Genomic DNA, 18,668 nt, shown 5'->3' with positions numbered 1-18,668 from the left:
CCTTGGGGGGCCAGGGGTTTCCCACCCCTAGCCGCCCCAATGACCACCCCTGACCGCGGGCCGGGGTTGTTGCGGTGAAAGCCGAGCTCAGGACAGGCCGAGCTCGTTGTCGATGAACGCGAACACCTCGTCGTCCGAGGCTTCGTCCAGGACGGCGGTGACGTCGTCGGCCTCCTCGCCCCGCACCGCGGCGGCGAGGGCCAGCAGCCGTTCGGCGATCTCCGCCTTCTGGGCGCTGTCGAGTGCGGCGCCGGAGAGCGCCGCCTCGAGCCGGCCTACCTCGTCGGTGACCGCCGTGGCCCCGGCCGCGTCCAACTGGAGCCGTTCGGCGAGGTGTCCCGCCACCGCGACCACCGACGGGTAGTCGAAGACGGTGGTGGCGGGCAGGCTCAGCCCGGTGAGCCGGTTGAGCCGGTTGCGCAGCTCGAGCGCGATCAGCGAGTCGACGCCGAGGTCCAGGAAGCCGCGCTCCACCGCGACCTGGTGCGGACCGGCCAGCGACAGTGCCGCCGCGACCTGGCCGCGTACCAACTCGACCAGTTCCTTGCGGCGTTCGGCCTCGCCCAGCGGGGCGAGGCGCCGCACGAGGGCGTCCGCCTCGGAGGCCGGGTCGGCCGTACGGGCCGCGGACCTGCGCAGCGGCACCCGCACCAGGTCGCGCAGCACCGCCGGGTCACCGTGCTCGGCGAGCCGGGCCCGGAGCTGGGCGAGGTCGAACACGACCGACACCAGGGCCGCGTCGGTCCGGCCGAGTGCGGCGTCGAACAGTGCCAGTCCGGTCGTGGACGCCATCGGCGCGATGCCGGAGCGGCTCATCCTGGCGACGTCGGCCTCGCCGAGGCGCCCGGTCAGTTCACTCCGCTCGGCCCAGAAGCCCCAGGCCAGCGAGGTGGCCGGGAGGCCGTCGGCGCGGCGTGCCGTGGCGAGCGCGTCGAGGAAGACGTTCGCGGCCGCGTAATTCGCCTGTCCGGGGCCGCTGATGGCGCCGGCCGCGGAGGAGAACAGGACGAACGCCGACAGGTCGAGGTCGCGGGTGAGCTCGTGCAGGACGAGCGCCGCGTCCACCTTGGGCCGGAACACGGTGTCCAGCCGCTTGGCGTCGAGCGAGCCGAGGACTCCGTCGTCGACCACGCCCGCGGTGTGCACCACGGCGGTCAGCGGGTGGGCGGCGGGCACGGCGGCCAGCAGCTCGCGAACCTCGCCCTCGTCGGCGACGTCGCACGCGGCGACCGTCACCTCGGCGCCCAGATCGCGGAGTTCGTCGCGCAGGACCTCCGCGCCGTCCGCGGCGAGGCCGCGGCGGCTGGTCAGCACCAGGTGGCGTACGCCGTGGCGGGTGACCAGGTGCCGGGCGACGAGTGCGCCCAGCGTTCCGGTGCCGCCGGTGACGAGCACGGTGCCCTCCGCCGCGAACCCGGTGAACCCGGGCTCCTCCGGTTCGCCGACCGCGTGGATCCGCCGGACGAGCATCTGCTCGCCCCGCAGCGCCAGTTCGGGCTCGCCGAGGCCGGTCAGGCCGAGGAGCCGCTGCGGGGACACGGTGTCCGAGTCGGCGTCGACGAGGAGGAACCGTCCCGGGTTCTCCGCCTCCGCGGCCCGCACGAGTCCCCAGACGGGGGCGTGGGCCAGGTCGGTCACCGGGCCGTCGGCGGCGACCGCGCCCGCGGTCACCACGACCAGCCGGGACGCGGCGAGCCGTTCGTCGGCGAGCCATGCCTGGAGCAGGGTGAGAGCAGCGGCCGAGGTCTCCCGTGCGGCGGCGGCCAGGCCGTCCCCGGGCGCCGTGCCGGTCAGCATGGCGAAGACCGTCTCCGGTGCGGCGGTCCCGGAGTCGAGGGCCGCCAGGAGGGCGTCAACGTCCGTGTAGTGCACGGCCGTTCCGTCCTCCGGCTTCCGGTCGCCGAGCACCGCCCAGGTGCCCGCCGGTGCCGTCTCGTCCCGGTCCGCCAGCGGCGTCCAGTCGACCCGGTACAGCGGGTCGCCGGTGCGCTGGGCAACGGCGTCCTCCTGCAGGACCCGCATGGTGAGCTCCGCGACGGAGACCACGGGGGCGCCGGTGGTGTCGGCTGCGGTCAGCGCCAGCCGGTCCCCTTCGCCGACGGTCAGGCGCACCCTCAACTGGCGTGCTCCGGTGGCGTGGACGGTGACACCGTTCCAGGCGAACGGAACCCGTACGTCGCCGGTGCCGTCCTCGATGCCCAGCGAGTGCAGGGCGGTGTCGAACAGCGCGGGGTGGAGGGTGAACCCTGTCCCGGCGGCGTCGTCGGGCAGCGCGACCTCGGCGTAGATCTCGGTGTCGCGGCGCCACACGGCGCGTACGCCGCGGAAGACGGGGCCGTATTCGTAGCCCTCGTCGGCCAGCCGCTCGTACAGACCGTCGGTGGCGACCGGCTCGGCGCCCGCCGGGGGCCACACGCCGAGGTCCGTGACGAAGGCGGCGGCACCGGTGCCGAGGAGGCCCGTGGCGTGGAGCGTCCACGGCCGGTCGGCCAGGTCGTCCTGCCGCGAGTGGATGGTGACCGGCCGGCGGCCGGCCTCGTCCGGGCTGCCGACGGTGACCTGGAGCTGCACCCGGTCGCCGGCGCCGAGGACGAGCGGAGCGGCGAGCGTGAGCTCGTCGACTCCGGTGCACCCGGCCTCGTCGGCGGCGCGTACGGCCAGCTCGACGAACGCGGTGCCGGGCAGGAACACGGTTCCGCGGACGGCGTGGTCGGCCAGCCACGGGTGGGTGCGCAGCGAGAGGCGTCCGGTGAAGACCAGTCCGTCGGAGTCCGCGAGCGGCACGACGGCACCCAGCAGCGCGTGGTCCGCGGCACCGAGACCGGCGGATCCGACGTCGCCGGCCGTGGCGGCGTCGTCCATCAGCCAGAAGTGCTGGTGCTGGAAGGCGTAGGTGGGCAGGTCCACCAGGGCGGTGTCGTCGGGGAAGACGCGCGACCAGTCGACCTCGGCGCCGTGGGAGAAGGCCTCGCCGACGGAGGTCAGGAACCGGTCCCAGCCACCGTCGTCACGCCGCAGCGTTCCGACAGCGGCGGCCTCGATCCCGGCCGCGTCCACGGTGTCCTGGACGCCCATCGTCAGCACCGGGTGCGGGCTCATCTCGGCGAGCACCCGGTGGCCTTCGGCGAGAAGCCGCTGGACGGCCGTCTCGAATTCGACGGTCTGGCGCAGGTTACGGTGCCAGTACGCGGCATCCATCGTCGCCGTGTCCAGCCACTCCCCCGTCACCGTCGACATCAACGGAACACGGGAAGCCCGCGGCTGGATCGGAGCGAGAACCTCGAGCAGCTCCGCCTCGAGCTGATCCACCTGAGCCGAATGCGAGGCGTAATCCACATTGATACGGCGGACGCGGACGCCCTCGGCCTCGTACGCCGCCATCAGCTCATCCAGAGCCCCCGGCTCACCCGAAACCACCACAGAAGACGGACCATTGACCGCTGCTATCGAAACGCGGCTGTCATTCAGACGCTCACGCACCACATCCGCCGGGAGCGCGACCGAGACCATGCCACCACGACCAGCAAGCGACTTCGCAATCACCTGCGACCGCAGCGCCACGACCCGGGCACCGTCCTCCAGAGACAGAGCGCCAGCCACCACAGCAGCGGCAATCTCGCCCTGCGAGTGACCCACCACAGCGGCAGGCTCCACGCCAACCGAGCGCCACAGCGCCGCAAGCGACACCATCACCGCCCACAACACCGGCTGCACCACATCAACCCGCGCCAGCAGAGCCTCATCACCGAGGGCTCCGTCCAACGACCAGTCGACGAACGGCTCCAGAGCCCGACCGCACCCGGCAAGCGACTCCGCGAACACCGGCGACGACGACGCCAGCTCACGCGCCATCCCCACCCACTGCGACCCCTGACCCGGGAACACGAACACCACGTCGGCGCCGGACCGGCCCGGTCCTCCGAGGGTGCCGTCGGTGACCGCGGCCAGGCTGTCCAGCAGGTTCTCGTGCGTCTCGCCCACGACGACCGCGCGGTGCTCGAAGACCGTACGCGAGCGCACCAGCGACGCACCCACATCGACGGACGACAACTCAGGCCGGTCGGCAAGCAGTTCGGCGAGCCGCGTCGCCTGCTCACGCAGTGCGGCGTCGGACCGCGCGGAGAGCACCAAGGGCACCACGGCGTCCTCGTACTTCCGGGCCTTCGGCGCCTCCGCCTCCGGCGCCTGCTCAAGAACCACGTGCGCATTCGTGCCGCTGATACCGAACGCCGACACACCCGCACGGCGCGGACGCCCGGCGTCCGGCCACTCCCGGTTCTCGGTGAGCAGTTCGACCGAACCCATCGACCAGTCGGCCTGGTGCGTGGGCTCGTCGACGTGCAGCGTCTTCGGCAGCACGCCGTGCCGCATCGCCATGACCATCTTGATGACGCCGCCCACACCGGCCGCCGCCATCGCGTGACCGATGTTGGACTTCAGCGACCCGAGCCACAACGGACGGTCGGCATCGCGGCCTTGACCGTACGTCGCGAGCACGGCCTGTGCCTCGATCGGGTCGCCCAGCGTCGTACCGGTGCCGTGCCCCTCGACGAGGTCGACGTCCTGCGCCGTGAGCCGGGCATCGGCCAGGGCGCTGCGGATGACGCGCTCCTGCGACGGGCCACTGGGCGCGGTCAGACCGTTGGACGCACCGTCCTGGTTCACCGCCGAACCCCGCACCACCGCAAGGACCTTGTGGCCCTTCTCGATGGCGTCCGACAACCGCTCCACCACCAGCACGCCGACGCCCTCGGCCCAGCCGGTGCCGTCCGCCGCGTCGGCGAACGCCTTGCACCGCCCGTCCTGTGCCAGCCCTCGCTGACGCGAGAAGTCCGTGAAGGACACCGGAGTCGACATCACCGATGTGCCGCCGACGAGCGCCATGCCGCACTCGCCGCGCCGCAGCGACTGCACCGCCAGGTGCAGGGCCGTGAGCGACGACGAGCATGCCGTGTCGACGCTGACGGCGGGGCCCTCGAGGCCGAGCAGGTAGGACACCCGGCCCGAGGCCATGCTCGTGAAGCCGCCGTTGCCGAGGAACGGCTGCACGTCCTCCGAGATCGAGGTCACGCTGGTCGTGTAGTCGTTGTTGATGATGCCCATGAAGACACCGGTTGCCGTGCCGGCGAGCGCCTTGGGGTCCTGGGAAGCCCGCTCCAGGGCTTCCCACACGACTTCAAGAGCTATGCGCTGCTGCGGGTCCATGGCCACCGCTTCACGCGGCGAGATCCCGAAGAACGCCGGGTCGAAACCGGCCGCGTCGTAGAGGAAGCCGCCCTCGCGGACGTACGACGTGCCCGCCTTGTCCGGGTCCGGGTCGAAGAGGGCGTCGAGGTCCCAGCCGCGGTCCTCCGGGAACGTCGACATGCCGTCGACGCCGTCGGCCACCATGCGCCACAGGTCCTCCGGCGACCCCACTCCCCCCGGGAAGCGGCACGCCATGCCCACGATCGCGATCGGCTCGCTGCCGTCACCGACCGAAGCCGCTGTCACCGGCGTCATGTCCGCCGGTGCCTGCTCGTCGCCGGTGACCTCGGTGACGAGGTGACGGGCGAGCGCCCGCGGGTTGGGGTGGTCGAAGACCAGGGTGGCGGGCAGCCGCAGACCGGTGGCGGACTGCAGGCGGTTGCGCAGCTCGACCGATGTCAGCGAGTCGAAGCCCAGTTCCTTGAAGGCCACGGTCACCGGTACGTCACCGGCACCGCCGTGGCCGAGGACGACGGCGACGTGGCGCCGTACCTCGTCGCTCACCCACCGCTCGCGCTCGGCGGGCGCGAGCGCGGCCACGCGCTCCGCCCAGCTGCGCTCGCCGGCGGTCGCCGCCGCGGCACGGCTGCGCACCGGGCCGACGAGGGCCCGCAGCACCGGGGGGATGGTGCCGGACGCCCGTACCGCGGCGAGGTCCAGGCCGAACGCGGCCATGACGGGCCACGCCGATCCCGAGGCGGCATCGAAGAGGCGCATGCCGAGCTCGTTGGTCAGCGGGACCTCACCGGCGCGCGTCATCCGCTCGACGTCCGTGTCGGAGAGGTGCGCGGTCATGCCGCTGCGCTGCTCCCAGAAGCCCCAGGCGATCGAGGTGCCCGGCAGGCCCGCCGCACGGCGGGAGTCAACCAGGGCGTCGATGAAGGTGTTGGCGGCCGCGTAGCCGCTCTGCCCGGCCGCGCCGAGCGTGGCTGCGGCCGACGAGAAGACGACGAACATCGCCAGGTCGGCGCCACGCGTCAGCTCGTGCAGGTGCACCAGGCCGTCGACCTTCGGACGCAGCACGCCCGCCAGCCGCTCCGGCGTCAGCGAACCGACGAGACCGTCGTCGAGCACACCGGCGGCGTGGACCACACCGGTCAGCGGCGCCTCGGCCGGAATCCCCGCGAGGACGGCGGCCACCGACTCCCGGTCGGCGACGTCGCACGCGGCGACCGTCACCGTGGCGCCCAACGCCTCGAGTTCGGCGGTGAGTTCAGCGGCTCCGGCGGTGTCCGCGCCGCGGCGGCTCGTGAGCACCAGGTGCCGTACGCCGTGCTCCGTCACCAAGTGCCGCGCCACCAGGCCGCCGAGCACGCCCACGCCGCCGGTGATCAGCACCGTGCCGGCGGGGTTCAGGCCGTGCGGCATGGTGAGCACCAGTTTGCCGATGTGCCGTGCCCGGCTCATGAACCGGAACGCCTCGACACCGCGCCGTACGTCCCACGCCAGCACCGGCATGTGCGTCAGGGCGCCCTGTGCGAAGAGGCCGGCGACCTCGCCGAGGATCTCGCGGGTACGGGACTGCTCGAAGTCCGGCAGGTTGTAGGCGGCGTACTGGACGCCCTCATGGCTCGCGGCGATCGCCTGGGCGTCGCGGATGTCCGTCTTGCCCATCTCGAGGAAGTGTCCGCCGCGCGGCAGCAGCCGCAGCGAGGCGTCGACGAACTCCCCGGCGAGCGAGTTGAGGACGACATCGACGCCCTCGCCGTCCGTCACCGCGAGGAACTTCTCCTCGAAGTCCAGGTCGCGCGAGGAGGCGATGTGGTCGTCGGCGATGCCGAGGGAGCGCAGGACGTCCCACTTGGCCGGGTTCGCCGTCGCGAAGACCTCGCAGCCCCAGTGCAGGGCGAGCCGGATCGCCGCGATGCCGACGCCGCCGGCGCCGGAGTGGATCAGGACGCGCTGTCCCGCCTGGACGTGTGCGAGGTCGACCAGGCCGTACAGCGCGGTCGTGTAAACGACCGGGATGGACGCCGCCTCGGCGAACGTCCAGTCGTCCGGCATCCGCACGAGGTAGTCACGGTCGGTGGTCGCCACCGGGCCGAAGGCGCCGGTGAAGAGTCCGGTGACGCGGTCGCCCACGGCGAGGTCCGTGACGCCGGGGCCGACCTCGGTCACGACGCCGGCGGCCTCGCCGCCCATGGGCTCGTCGACGTGCACCATGCCGAGCGCGACGACGACGTCCCGGAAGTTGATGCCCGCGGCGCGGACCGCGACCCGGACCTCATGGTCGGCGAGCGGCGCGCTCTGGTCGGGCGTGGGGATGAGCGCCAGGTTCTCCAGCGTGCCCTCGCCGGTCACCTCGAGGCGCCACGGCCCGTCGCCGGCCGGCTGGACCAGGGCGTCCTGGGCGGTCGCCCGGACGAGCCTGCGGCAGCGCGCGGTTCCGGCGCGGACGACGAGTTCGGCCTCACCTCTCGCCAGAGCGGCCGGGACGGCGCGGGCCGACTCGTCGAGGGCGTCGACGTCGAGCAGGACGAACCGGTCGGGGTTCTCCGACTGCGCCGAGCGCAGCAGGCCCGCGACGGGGGCGTGGGCCAGGTCCGTGATCCGCTCGCCCGGCTCGGCCGACACGGCGCCCTGCGTGACGAACACCAGCTTCGCGGCGGCGAACCGCTCGTCGGCCAGCCAGGCCTGGATCAGTTCCAGGGCCGAGTGCAGGGCGGAGTGGACTCCGGTCACCAGGTCGTCGTCGGAGGGTGCCGGCAGGGCGGCGAACACCGTGTCCGGTACGTCCTCGATTCCGGCGAGGTCGTCGTACCGCGCGGCGCCGGGGACGTCGAACGAAAGCGCACCCAGCACCGCGGCCGAAGGCCACGCGGCGTCGTCCGCCGCCGGGAGAGCGGTCCACTCCACCCGGTACAGGGAGTCGGGCTGGTCGGGCGCCGCGGCCATCTGCCCGGCGGAGAACTCACGCAGCACCAGCGAGTCCACTGCGGCCACCAACGCACCCTTGGCATCGGCGAGTTGCAGGCTGTACTCGTCGGCGCCATGCCGCGAGACCCGTACGCGCAGCACCGACGCACCGCCCGCGTGCAGCGAGACGCCGCGCCAGGCGAAGGGCAGGGCGAGCCGACCGGTGTCGACGACACCGAGGACGTGCAGGGCGGCGTCGAAGAGGGCCGGGTGCAGGCCGAAGGCGGCGGCTTCACCGGACGCGCTCTCGGGCAGGGCGACCTCGGCGTAGATCTCCTCGCCCAGGCGCCACGCCTCCCGCAGTCCACGGAACGCCGCGCCGTATCCGTAACCCTCGCTCTCGAGGCGCTCGTAGAAGCCGTCGAGGGCGATCCGCTCCGAACCGGCGGGCGGCCAGACACCCAGCTCGGACATCGGCGCCTGGGCGCCCAGGGCCAGGGTGCCCGTGGCGTGGCAGGTCCAGGCCTGGTCGTCGTACACACGCGAGTGGACGGTCAGTTCACGGCGGCCGGTGGCGTCTGCCGCGCCGACGACCACGCGCAGGGAGACGCCCTCGCGCTCGGGGATGACCAGCGGTGCGGCCAGGGTCAGTTCCTCGACCTGTCCGCAGCCGACCTCGTCGGCGGCGCGCACGGCCAGCTCGACGAACGCGGTGCCGGGCAGCAGCACCGAGCCCAGCACGGCGTGCTCGGCGAGCCACGGCTGGGCACGCAGCGAGATGCGCCCGGCGAGCACGACGCCCTCGGAACCGGGCAGGGCCACCACGGCACCGAGCAGCGGGTGTTCGGCGGACTGCAGGCCCGCGGCGGACACATCGCCGGTCGTCGGTACGCTCTCGAGCCAGAAGTGCTGGTGCTGGAAGGCATAGGTGGGCAGGTCCACCGTGGCCGCGCCCTCGGGAAGAAGGCCCGACCAACTGAGCTCGGCGCCGTGGGCGAAGGCCTCGCCGGCGGAGGTCAGGAACCGGTCCCAGCCGCCGTCGTCACGCCGCAGCGTCCCGATCGCGCCTGCCTCGGTGTCGCTCAGGGTGTCCTGCATGCTCCCCGTGAGGACGGGGTGGGGGCTGGATTCGACGAACAGGCCGAAGCCTTGCTCGACCAACGCCTTGGTGGCGGCCTCGAATTCGACGGTCTGGCGCAGGTTGCGGTGCCAGTACGCGGCATCCATCGTCGCCGTGTCCAGCCACTCCCCCGTCACCGTCGACATCAACGGCACACGGGAAGCCCGCGGCTGGATCGGAGCGAGAACCTCGAGCAGCTCCGCCTCGAGCTGATCCACCTGAGCCGAATGCGAGGCGTAATCCACATTGATACGGCGGACGCGGACGCCCTCGGCCTCGTACGCCGCCATCAGCTCATCCAGAGCCCCCGGCTCACCCGAAACCACCACAGAAGACGGACCATTGACCGCTGCTATCGAAACGCGGCCGTCGTCCAGGCGCTCACGCACCACATCCGCCGGGAGCGCGACCGAGACCATGCCACCACGACCAGCAAGCGACTTCGCAATCACCTGCGACCGCAGCGCCACGACCCGGGCACCGTCCTCCAACGACAGAGCACCTGCCACCACAGCAGCGGCAATCTCACCCTGCGAGTGACCCACCACAGCGGCAGGCTCCACACCCACCGACCGCCACAGCGCCGCGAGCGAGACCATCACCGCCCACAGCACCGGCTGCACCACATCAACCCGCGCCAGCAGAGCCTCATCATCGAGAGCTCCGTCCAACGACCAGTCGACGAACGGCTCCAGCGCCCGACCACACTCCGCCAGAGACTCCGCGAACACCGGCGACGACCCCGCCAGCTCACGCGCCATCCCCACCCACTGCGACCCCTGACCCGGGAACACAAACACCACACCCGAGCCAGTCGTAGCAGCCGGGGAGTCCTCCACCGCCGCCAGACCGTTCAGCAGGCTCTCGTGCGTCTCGCCGACCACCACGGCACGGCGCTCGAAGACCGCACGCGAGCGCACCAGCGACGCGGCCACGTCCACCGGCGAAAGCTCAGGCCGCTGAGCCACGAACTCGGCCAGACGCGCGGCCTGTTCACGCAGCGCCGCATTCGTCTTCCCCGACAGTACCCACGGCACCACGCCGCCCTGCTCATCGCGGGCCTCCGGCGCTTCAACCTCCGGCGCCTGCTCAAGGATCACGTGCGCGTTCGTGCCGCTGATGCCGAACGACGACACACCCGCACGCCGCGGACGCTCGACCTCGGGCCAGTCCCGCGCCTCCGTCAACAGCTCGACCGCACCGGCGGACCAGTCCACCTGGTGCGTGGGCTCGTCGACATGCAGGGTCTGCGGCAGCACGCCGTGCTGCATCGCCATGACCATCTTGATGACGCCGCCCACACCGGCAGCCGCCATCGAGTGACCGATGTTGGACTTGAACGAGCCCAGCCACAGCGGGCGGTCGGCCGCACGTCCCTGACCGTAGGTGGCGAGCAGGGCCTGCGCCTCGATCGGGTCGCCGAGCCTCGTCCCGGTGCCGTGCGCCTCGACCGCGTCCACGTCCTCGGCGGTCAGCCGGGCGTCGGCCAGCGCGCTGAGGATGACGCGCTCCTGCGACGGGCCACTGGGCGCGGTCAGACCGTTGGACGCACCGTCCTGGTTCACCGCCGAACCCCGCACCACCGCAAGGACCTTGTGGCCCTTCTCGATGGCGTCCGACAACCGCTCCACCACCAGCACGCCGACGCCCTCGGCCCAGCCGGTGCCGTCCGCGCCGGCCGCGAACGCCTTGCACCGGCCGTCCTGTGCGAGCCCCCGCTGACGCGAGAAGTCCACGAAGTCGTCCGGGTGCGCCATGATCGTGACACCGCCGGCGAGGGCCACGGTGCACTCGCCGCGGCGCAGCGACTGGACCGCCAGGTGCAGGGAGACGAGCGACGACGAGCATGCCGTGTCGACGCTGATCGCCGGGCCCTCGAGGCCGAGGGTGTAGGCGACGCGGCCCGAAACGATGCTGCTGGTACCGCCGTTGGCCAGGAATGCCTCGACGTCCTCGGGGACTTCCCGCAGACGGGTCGTGTAGTCGTTGTGGATGACGCCCATGAACACGCCCACGCTCGACCCGCGCAGCGCCCCCGGGTCGATGGAGGCGCGCTCCAGCGCCTCCCATGACGTCTCGAGGGCGAGCCGCTGCTGCGGGTCCATGGCCACCGCTTCACGCGGCGAGATCCCGAAGAACGCCGGGTCGAAACCGGCCGCGTTGGTGAGGAAGCCGCCCTCGCGGACGTACGACGTGCCCGGCTTCTCCGGGTCCGGGTCGAAGAGGGCGTCCAGGTCCCAGCCGCGGTCGTCCGGGAACGTCGACATGCCGTCGACGCCGTCGGCCACCATGCGCCACAGGTCCTCCGGCGACCCCACTCCTCCCGGGAAGCGGCACGCCATGCCCACGATCGCGATCGGCTCGCTCGCGGCCGTGATCAGCTTGCGGTTCTGCTGCTTGAGGCGTTCCGTCTCCTTCAGCGACGCGCGCAGTGCGTCGACAAGCCGGTTGTCGGACGTCGTCATTTCGTGCTCCACATTCCGCAGTTGATCAAAATGTCGTCGGGAGGAGAGGTCGTCAGGAATCGGGGTTGTTGAGTGCGAGCGCGATGAGGCTGTCGGTGTCGAGGTCGTCGATCGCCCCCGCCTCGTCGGCGGCCGTCTCGGTCTCCGTGGTGGCGAGGCCGGTCAGCGCGAGGAGTGTGTCCAGGACACCGGCCTCGGCGAACCGTGCCAGCGGGACCTTGCCGAGCGCCGCGTGCAGGGCCGCCTCGGCGGGGTCGGCGGCCGGGACGAGGTCGTCCGGGACCAGTTCCGCGATCAGGTACTGGGCGAGGGCGGCGGCGTTCGGCTGGTTGAAGACGACGGTGGGCGGCAGCCGGAGCCCGGTGCGGTCCTGCAGGCGGTTGCGCAGTTCGACCGAGGTGAGCGAGTCGAAGCCCAGCTCCTTGAACGCCACCGACACCGGCACGTCGTTCCCGTCGCCGTGGCCGAGGACCAGGGCGACCTGACGGCGGACCTCGTCGACCATGAACTTCTCCCGTTCGGCCGCGGGAAGTTCGACGAGCTGGTCGGCCCACGAGCGTTCGGCCGCGGCCGCGACCGCCTGGCGGCGCACCGGTCCGGTGAGCGCGCGCAGCACCGCGGGGACGGAGCCGGAGGTCCGTACCTTGGCCAGGTCGAGGACAAGGGCGGTCGTCGAGGGCCAGGGCGAGCCCGTGGCCTCGTCGAAGAGCCGCAGTCCCAGCTCGGTGGAGAGCGGCAGTTCGCCGGAGCGGGCCAGCCGCTCGAGGTCGGTGTCGGAGAGGTGCGCGGTCATGCCGCTGCGCTGCTCCCACAGTCCCCAGGCGATCGAGGTGCCCGGCAGGCCGAGCGAGTGCCGCAGGTCCATCAGGGCGTCGATGAAGGTGTTGGCCGCCGCGTAGCCGCTCTGGCCGGGCGAGCCGAGGGTGGCCGCGGCCGACGAGAAGGCCACGAACATCGCCAGGTCGGCGCCACGCGTCAGCTCGTGCAGGTGCACCAGGCCGTCGACCTTCGGACGCAGCACTCCTGCCAGCCGCTCCGGCGTGAGCGCGCCCACGAGGCCGTCGTCGATGACGCCCGCCGCGTGGACGACACCGGTCAGCGGTGCCCCGGCCGGAATGCCCGCGAGGACGGCCGCCACCGACTCCCGGTCGGCGACGTCGCACGCGGCGACCGTCACCGTGGCGCCCAACGCCTTGAGTTCGGCGACCAGTTCGTCCGCGCCCGGCGTCGCGGGGCCGCGGCGGGCGGTCAGCACCAGGTGCCGTACGCCGTGCTCGGTCACCAGGTGGCGGGCCACCAGGCCGCCCAGCACGCCGACGCCACCGGTGATCAGCACTGTCCCGGCGGGGTTCAGCGGTGCCGGAACGGTCAGGACCAGCTTGCCGATGTGCCGTGCGCGGCTCATGAACCGGAACGCCTCGACACCGCGCCGTACGTCCCATGCCAGCACCGGCAGCGGTTCCACGATGCCGCGGCCGAGCAAGTCGGTGGTGGCGAGCAGCAGTTGCTGGATGCGCTCGTGTCCGGCGTCGATCAGGTCGAAGGCGCGGTAGGTGACGCCCGGGTACAGGGCCTCGACCTCGTCGGCGGCCCGGATGTCGGTCTTGCCCATCTCGACGAAGTGCCCGCCCCGCGGCAGCAGCCGCAGGGAGGCGTCGACGAACTCGCCGGTGAGGGAGTTGAGGACGGCGTCCATGCCCTCGCCGTCCGTGACGTCGAGGAACTTCTTCTCGAAGTCCAGGTCGCGCGAGGAGGCGATGTGGTCGGCGGGGATGCCCATCGAGCGCAGCACGTCCCACTTGGCGAAGCTCGCCGTCGCGAAGACCTCGCAGCCGCGCTGCTGTGCCAGGCGGACGGCCGCGATGCCGACGCCGCCCGTACCCGCGTGCACCAGCACCCGCTGCCCGGCCTCGACGTGCGCGAGGTCGTCCCACGCGTACAGCGCCGTCGCGTAGACCAGCGGCACCGCCGCCGCGTCCGCGAACTCCCAGCCGACCGGGACCGGTACGACGAGGTCGCGCGGCACGACGGCCGTGGGGCCGAACCCGCCGCTGATGAGGCCGAGTACGCGGTCGCCGACGGCGAGGCCGGTGACGGCCGAGCCGGTCTCGGTCACCACGCCGGCGGCCTCGTAGCCCAGGACGTCCTCGGAGGCGGCCATGCCGAGCAGCGAGACGACGTCGCGGAAGTTCATGCCCGCGGCGCGGATCGCGACGCGGACGTGGTCCGCGGGCAGCGGTGCGCCGGCTTCGGGCGCGGGCACGACCTTCAGGCTCTCGAGCGTGCCGCGGACGGGCGCGTCCAGGCGCCAGTGGGTTTCGCCGGCAGGGGGCACGAGCGCGTCGGTGCCGGTGCGCACCATGCGGCGGGCCACGGCCTTGCCGCCTCGCAGGGCGAGTTCGGGCTCCCCGTGCGACGCCACGGCGGGCAGGGCGCGCAGGCTCTCCGCCGTTGCGTCGATGTCGGCCAGGAGGAACGCCCCGGGATTCTCGGACTGGGCCGAGCGCACCAGGCCCCACAGCGGGGCGTGGGCGAGGTCGGCGATGCGCTCGCCGGACTCGGCCGACACGGCGCCACGGGTCACGAACACCAGCTGCGAGCCGGCGAAGCGCTTGTCGGCCAGCCATGTCTGGATCAGTGCGAGCGCCCGGTTCAGGGCCGTGTGCACGGCGTCGGGGCCTGTGCCCGGTGCGGCGGCGAACGGGGCGAACACGAGGCCGGGGACGTCGCCTTCGATGTCCTCGAGGGCCGCGAAGGTGTCGAAGCCGAGGCCCAGTTCGTCGGGGCCGACGGTCGTCCACGTGCCTGCCGGGGTCCCGGAGGCGTCGGGCAGGGCCGTCCACTCGATGCGGTACAGCGGTGCGTCGGATCCGGACGGGCGGGTGTCGAGCTGGGCCGCGTCGACGGGCCTCGCCACCAGCGCCTCCACCGAGGCGACGGGGCCGCCGGTCTCGTCGGTGAGGGTGATGGCCACCGCGTCGTCGCCGTCCGGCACGATGCGTACGCGCAGGGCCGCTGCCCCGACGCCGTGGATCTCGACGCCCCGCCAGGAGAAGGGGAGCGAGACGCCGGTGCCCTCCTCGGCGATGATGCCCGCGTGCAGGACGGCGTCGAACAGTGCGGGGTGCACGCCGAACCCGGCCGCCTCGGCGCCCTCGGGCAGGGCGACCTCCGCGTAGACCTCGCCGCCGCGCCGCCAGGCGGCGCGCAGGCCGCGGAAGACCGGGCCGTAGCCGTAGCCGTCGTCGGCGAGGCGGTCGTAGAAGCCGGCCAGTTCGATCCGTTCGGCGCCCTCCGGCGGCCACACCGTCGTGCCGTCCGCGGCGGCCGGGCCGCCGGGGGCGAGCACGCCCACGGCGTGGCAGGTCCAGGCCTCGTCGCCGTCGGCGCGGGAGTACGCGGCGACCTGCCGGGTGCCGGACTCGCCGGGCGCGCGGACGACGAGGCGTACGGACACCCCGCCGTGCTCGGGCAGGGCCAGCGGCGCGGTCAGGGTCAGCTCGTCGATGCGGGTGCAGCCCGCCTCGTCCCCGGCGCGCGTGACCAGTTCGACCCAGGCCGTGCCGGGGAACAGCACGGTGCCCAGCACCGCGTGGTCGGCCAGCCAGGGGTGGGTGCGCAGGGAGAGCCGGCCGGTGAGCACGATGTCGTCGCTGTCGGGGACGGTGACGACCGCGCTCAGCAGCGGGTGCCCGGCGTCGCCGAGGCCGGCCGAGACGACGTCGCCCGCCGGGGCGCCCGACTCGAGCCAGTAGTGCTTGCGCTGGAACGCGTAGGTGGGCAGGTCCACCCGGGCGGCCCCGGCCGGCAGGGCGGCGGTCCAGTCGACCTCCACGCCACGGGTGTGCAGGCGGGCGAGTGCGGCGGTGAACGTGGCGGCCTCGGGCCGGTCCGCGCGTACGGTCGGCTGGAAGACGGCCTCGCCGTCGTCCAGGCAGCCCTGGCCCATCCCCGACAGCACGCCGGCCGGGCCGAGTTCGAGGAACGTCGACACCCCGTATCCGGCGAGCAGCTGGATCGTGTCGGCGAAGCGGACGGCCTCGCGCACATGCCGTACCCAATAGTCGGGCGAGGCGATCTCCTCGGCCGTCAGCACGCGGCCGGTCACGTCGGAGACGACCGGTATCCGCGGCTCGCCGTACTCGACCACGCGGGCGATCCAGCGGAACTCCGCCAGCATCGGCTCCATGCGCGGCGAGTGGAAGGCGTGGCTCACGGACAGCCGCCGGGTCCGGCGGCCGCGGGCGCGCCACGACTCCGCGAGGTCGAGCACAGGCTGTTCGTCGCCCGAAATCACCACGGACTGAGGGCCGTTGAGCGCCGCGATGCCCATCTCGTGCTCGTGTCCCTCGAGCTCCGGCGCGATCTCCTCCTCGCCGGCCTCGATCGCGACCATCGCCCCGCCCTCGGGCAGTTCCTGCATCAGCCGGCCGCGGTGGGCCACCAGCAGGGCGGCGTCCGGGAGGTCCAGCACGCCGGAGACGTGGGCGGCCGTCAGCTCGCCGATCGAGTGCCCCACGAGGAAGTCCGGCCGGACGCCCCACGATTCGACGAGCCGGAACAGTGCCGTCTCGAAGGCGAAGAGGGCGGGCTGTGCGTACTCGGTGCGGTCGAGCAGTGCGGGGTCGTCCCCGAACACGACGTCCTGGAGCCGCCGGTCGAGGAAGGCGTTCAGCGCGGCGCAGGCGTCGTCGAAGGCGGCGCGGAACACGGGGAACTCTTCGCGGAGTTCGCGTCCCATGCCGAGCCGCTGACTGCCCTGGCCGGTGAACATGAAGGCGAGGCCGCCCTCGGCCGGTGTGCCGGTCACGACATCGGCGGCGCTGCCGTCCGCGGCCAGGGCGCGCAGGGAGCGTACGAGCGCGGCGCTGTCTGCGGCGACGGCGACAGCGCGGTCCGTCAGCGGTGCGCGGGTGGTGGCGAGCGTGTGGGCGACGTCGGCCGGGCGCAGGTCCGGGTGCTCCTCGAGGAAGCCCGCCAGCCGCTCGGCCTGGGCGCGCAGGCCGGCCGGGCCGTTGCCGGAGAGGACGTAGGGCAGGGTCCCCGCCGGCTCCGCCGCGGGCCGCTCCTCGGTGACGTCTTCGACGCCTTCCACGATGACGTGGGCGTTGGTGCCGCTCACGCCGAACGACGAGATGCCCGCCCGGCGCGGCCGTCCGGCCTCCGGCCACGGGGTGGCCTCGGTCAGCAGCTTCACGGTGCCCGCGGACCAGTCGACGTGCGAGGTCGGCTCGCTCACGTGGAGCGTGCGCGGCAACAGGCCGTTGCGGAGCGCGAGTACGGTCTTGATCACCCCGGTGACGCCGGCCGCGGCCTGCGTGTGCCCGAGGTTGGACTTGACGGACCCGAGCAGCAGCGGCTTCTCCGGGTCGCGGTCACGTCCGTAGGTGGCGAGCAGGGCGTGCGCCTCGACGGGGTCGCCCAGCTTCGTGCCGGTGCCGTGCGCCTCGACGGCGTCGACCTCGTCAGCGGCGAGGCCGGCGTCGGCCAGGGCCCTGCGGATCACCCGCTGCTGGGCCGGACCGCTCGGCGCCGTCAGCCCGTTCGAGGCACCGTCCTGGTTCACCGCCGAACCCCGCACCACGGCAAGGACCTTGTGGCCGTTGCGCTCGGCGTCCGACAGGCGCTCGAGCACGAGCACGCCGACACCCTCGGCCCAGCCCGTGCCGTCGGCGTCGTCCGAGAACGCCTTGCACCGGCCGTCGACCGAGAGGCCGCGCTGGCGGGAGAAGGACAGGAAGCCGCCGGGGCTGCCCATCACACACGCGCCGCCGGCCAGGGCGAGGCTGGATTCGCCGCGGCGCAGGGACTGTGCCGCCAGGTGCAGGGCCACCAGCGAGGCCGAGCACGCGGTGTCCACGGTGATGGCCGGGCCCTCGAAGCCGAACGAGTAGGCCACCCGGCCGGAGGCGACGCTGCCCGCGGTGCCGGTGAGCAGATGGCCCTCGAGGCCGGACCCGACGTTCTGCAGACCCGGCCCGTACTCCTGGTTCTCCACGCCGGTGAAGACGCCGACCTGGGCGCCGCGCAGCGTGGCCGGGCTGATGCCGGCCTGCTCCAGGCTCTCCCAGGTGACCTCGAGCAGCAGGCGCTGCTGCGGGTCGGTCGCCACCGCCTCGCGCGGCGAGATGCCGAAGAACTCGGCGTCGAACTCCCCGGCGTCGTGCAGGAAGCCGCCGCGCCGGCTGTAGGTCCGGCCGGGCTTGTCGGGGTCGGGGTCGTACAGGCCGTCGATGTCCCAGCCGCGGCCCGCGGGGAAGTCCGATACGGCGTCGCGGCCCTCGGCCAGCAACTGCCAGAACTCCTCGGGCGAGTTGATCCCGCCGGGCAGCCGACAGGCCATGCCGACGATCGCGATCGGCTCCGCGGGGTCGATCGCGGCGGCCTCGTCCTCCTCCTGCCGCGCGGCCTCGTCGCCGTAGAACCGTGCGTACAGCTCGTCGGCGAGGGCCTGCGGCGTGGGGTGGTCGAACACGGCGGTCACGGGCAGGTCGAGCCCGGTGGCCGCGGTCAGGCGCCGGTGCAGTTCCACCGCCCCGATCGAGCCGACTCCCTGGTCCACAAAGGAAGTACGGGCGCCGATCGACGCGGCGTCCTGCTCCAGGACCTCGGCGGCGTACTCGCACACCAGACGCAGGAGAGTGTGCCGTCGTTCGAACACCGGCGACCGGTCGAGCTCTTCGCGCACTGGTGTCCCCTTTCATAGCTCGGAGTTCGACGTCGCGTGGGTGTCTCGCGGGCAGGCCCCCGCGGCCTGGACCTGCCGGACGGCCCGGATTGACGGCGCGGTTGAGGAACCGGGGACGGTTCACACCCGTCAAGCCCGATGCTAGGGAAGACGATCAGCGCCACCCACCCCTAACGTCCCTTACTCGGGAAAGGGGGAACCCCGGCGGAACGTATGGCGATAGGGGTTTCAGGTGCCTCTCCCCGGTATTCCCGAATCACCGGGTGGAATTTTGTCCACCCGCATGTCCTGC

The 18,668-nt window shown here is 72.9% G+C and carries 2 pseudogenes; both read right to left on the bottom strand.

The features are described 5' to 3' along the window. Positions 1-87: 87 nt before the first annotated feature. Positions 88-11,655, bottom strand: a pseudogene (locus ACV530_RS10130) (SDR family NAD(P)-dependent oxidoreductase); the annotation flags it as partial. A gap of 85 nt (positions 11,656-11,740) precedes the next feature. After that, positions 11,741-18,319 (bottom strand): annotated as a pseudogene (locus ACV530_RS10125) (SDR family NAD(P)-dependent oxidoreductase); the annotation flags it as partial. Between the last annotated feature and the right edge of the window lie 349 nt (positions 18,320-18,668).

Source organism: Streptomyces sp. SX-6 (assembly GCF_059089585.1).
The sequence above is the reverse complement of the archived record's forward strand: the minus strand, read 5'-3'. Positions and strand labels throughout refer to the sequence as shown.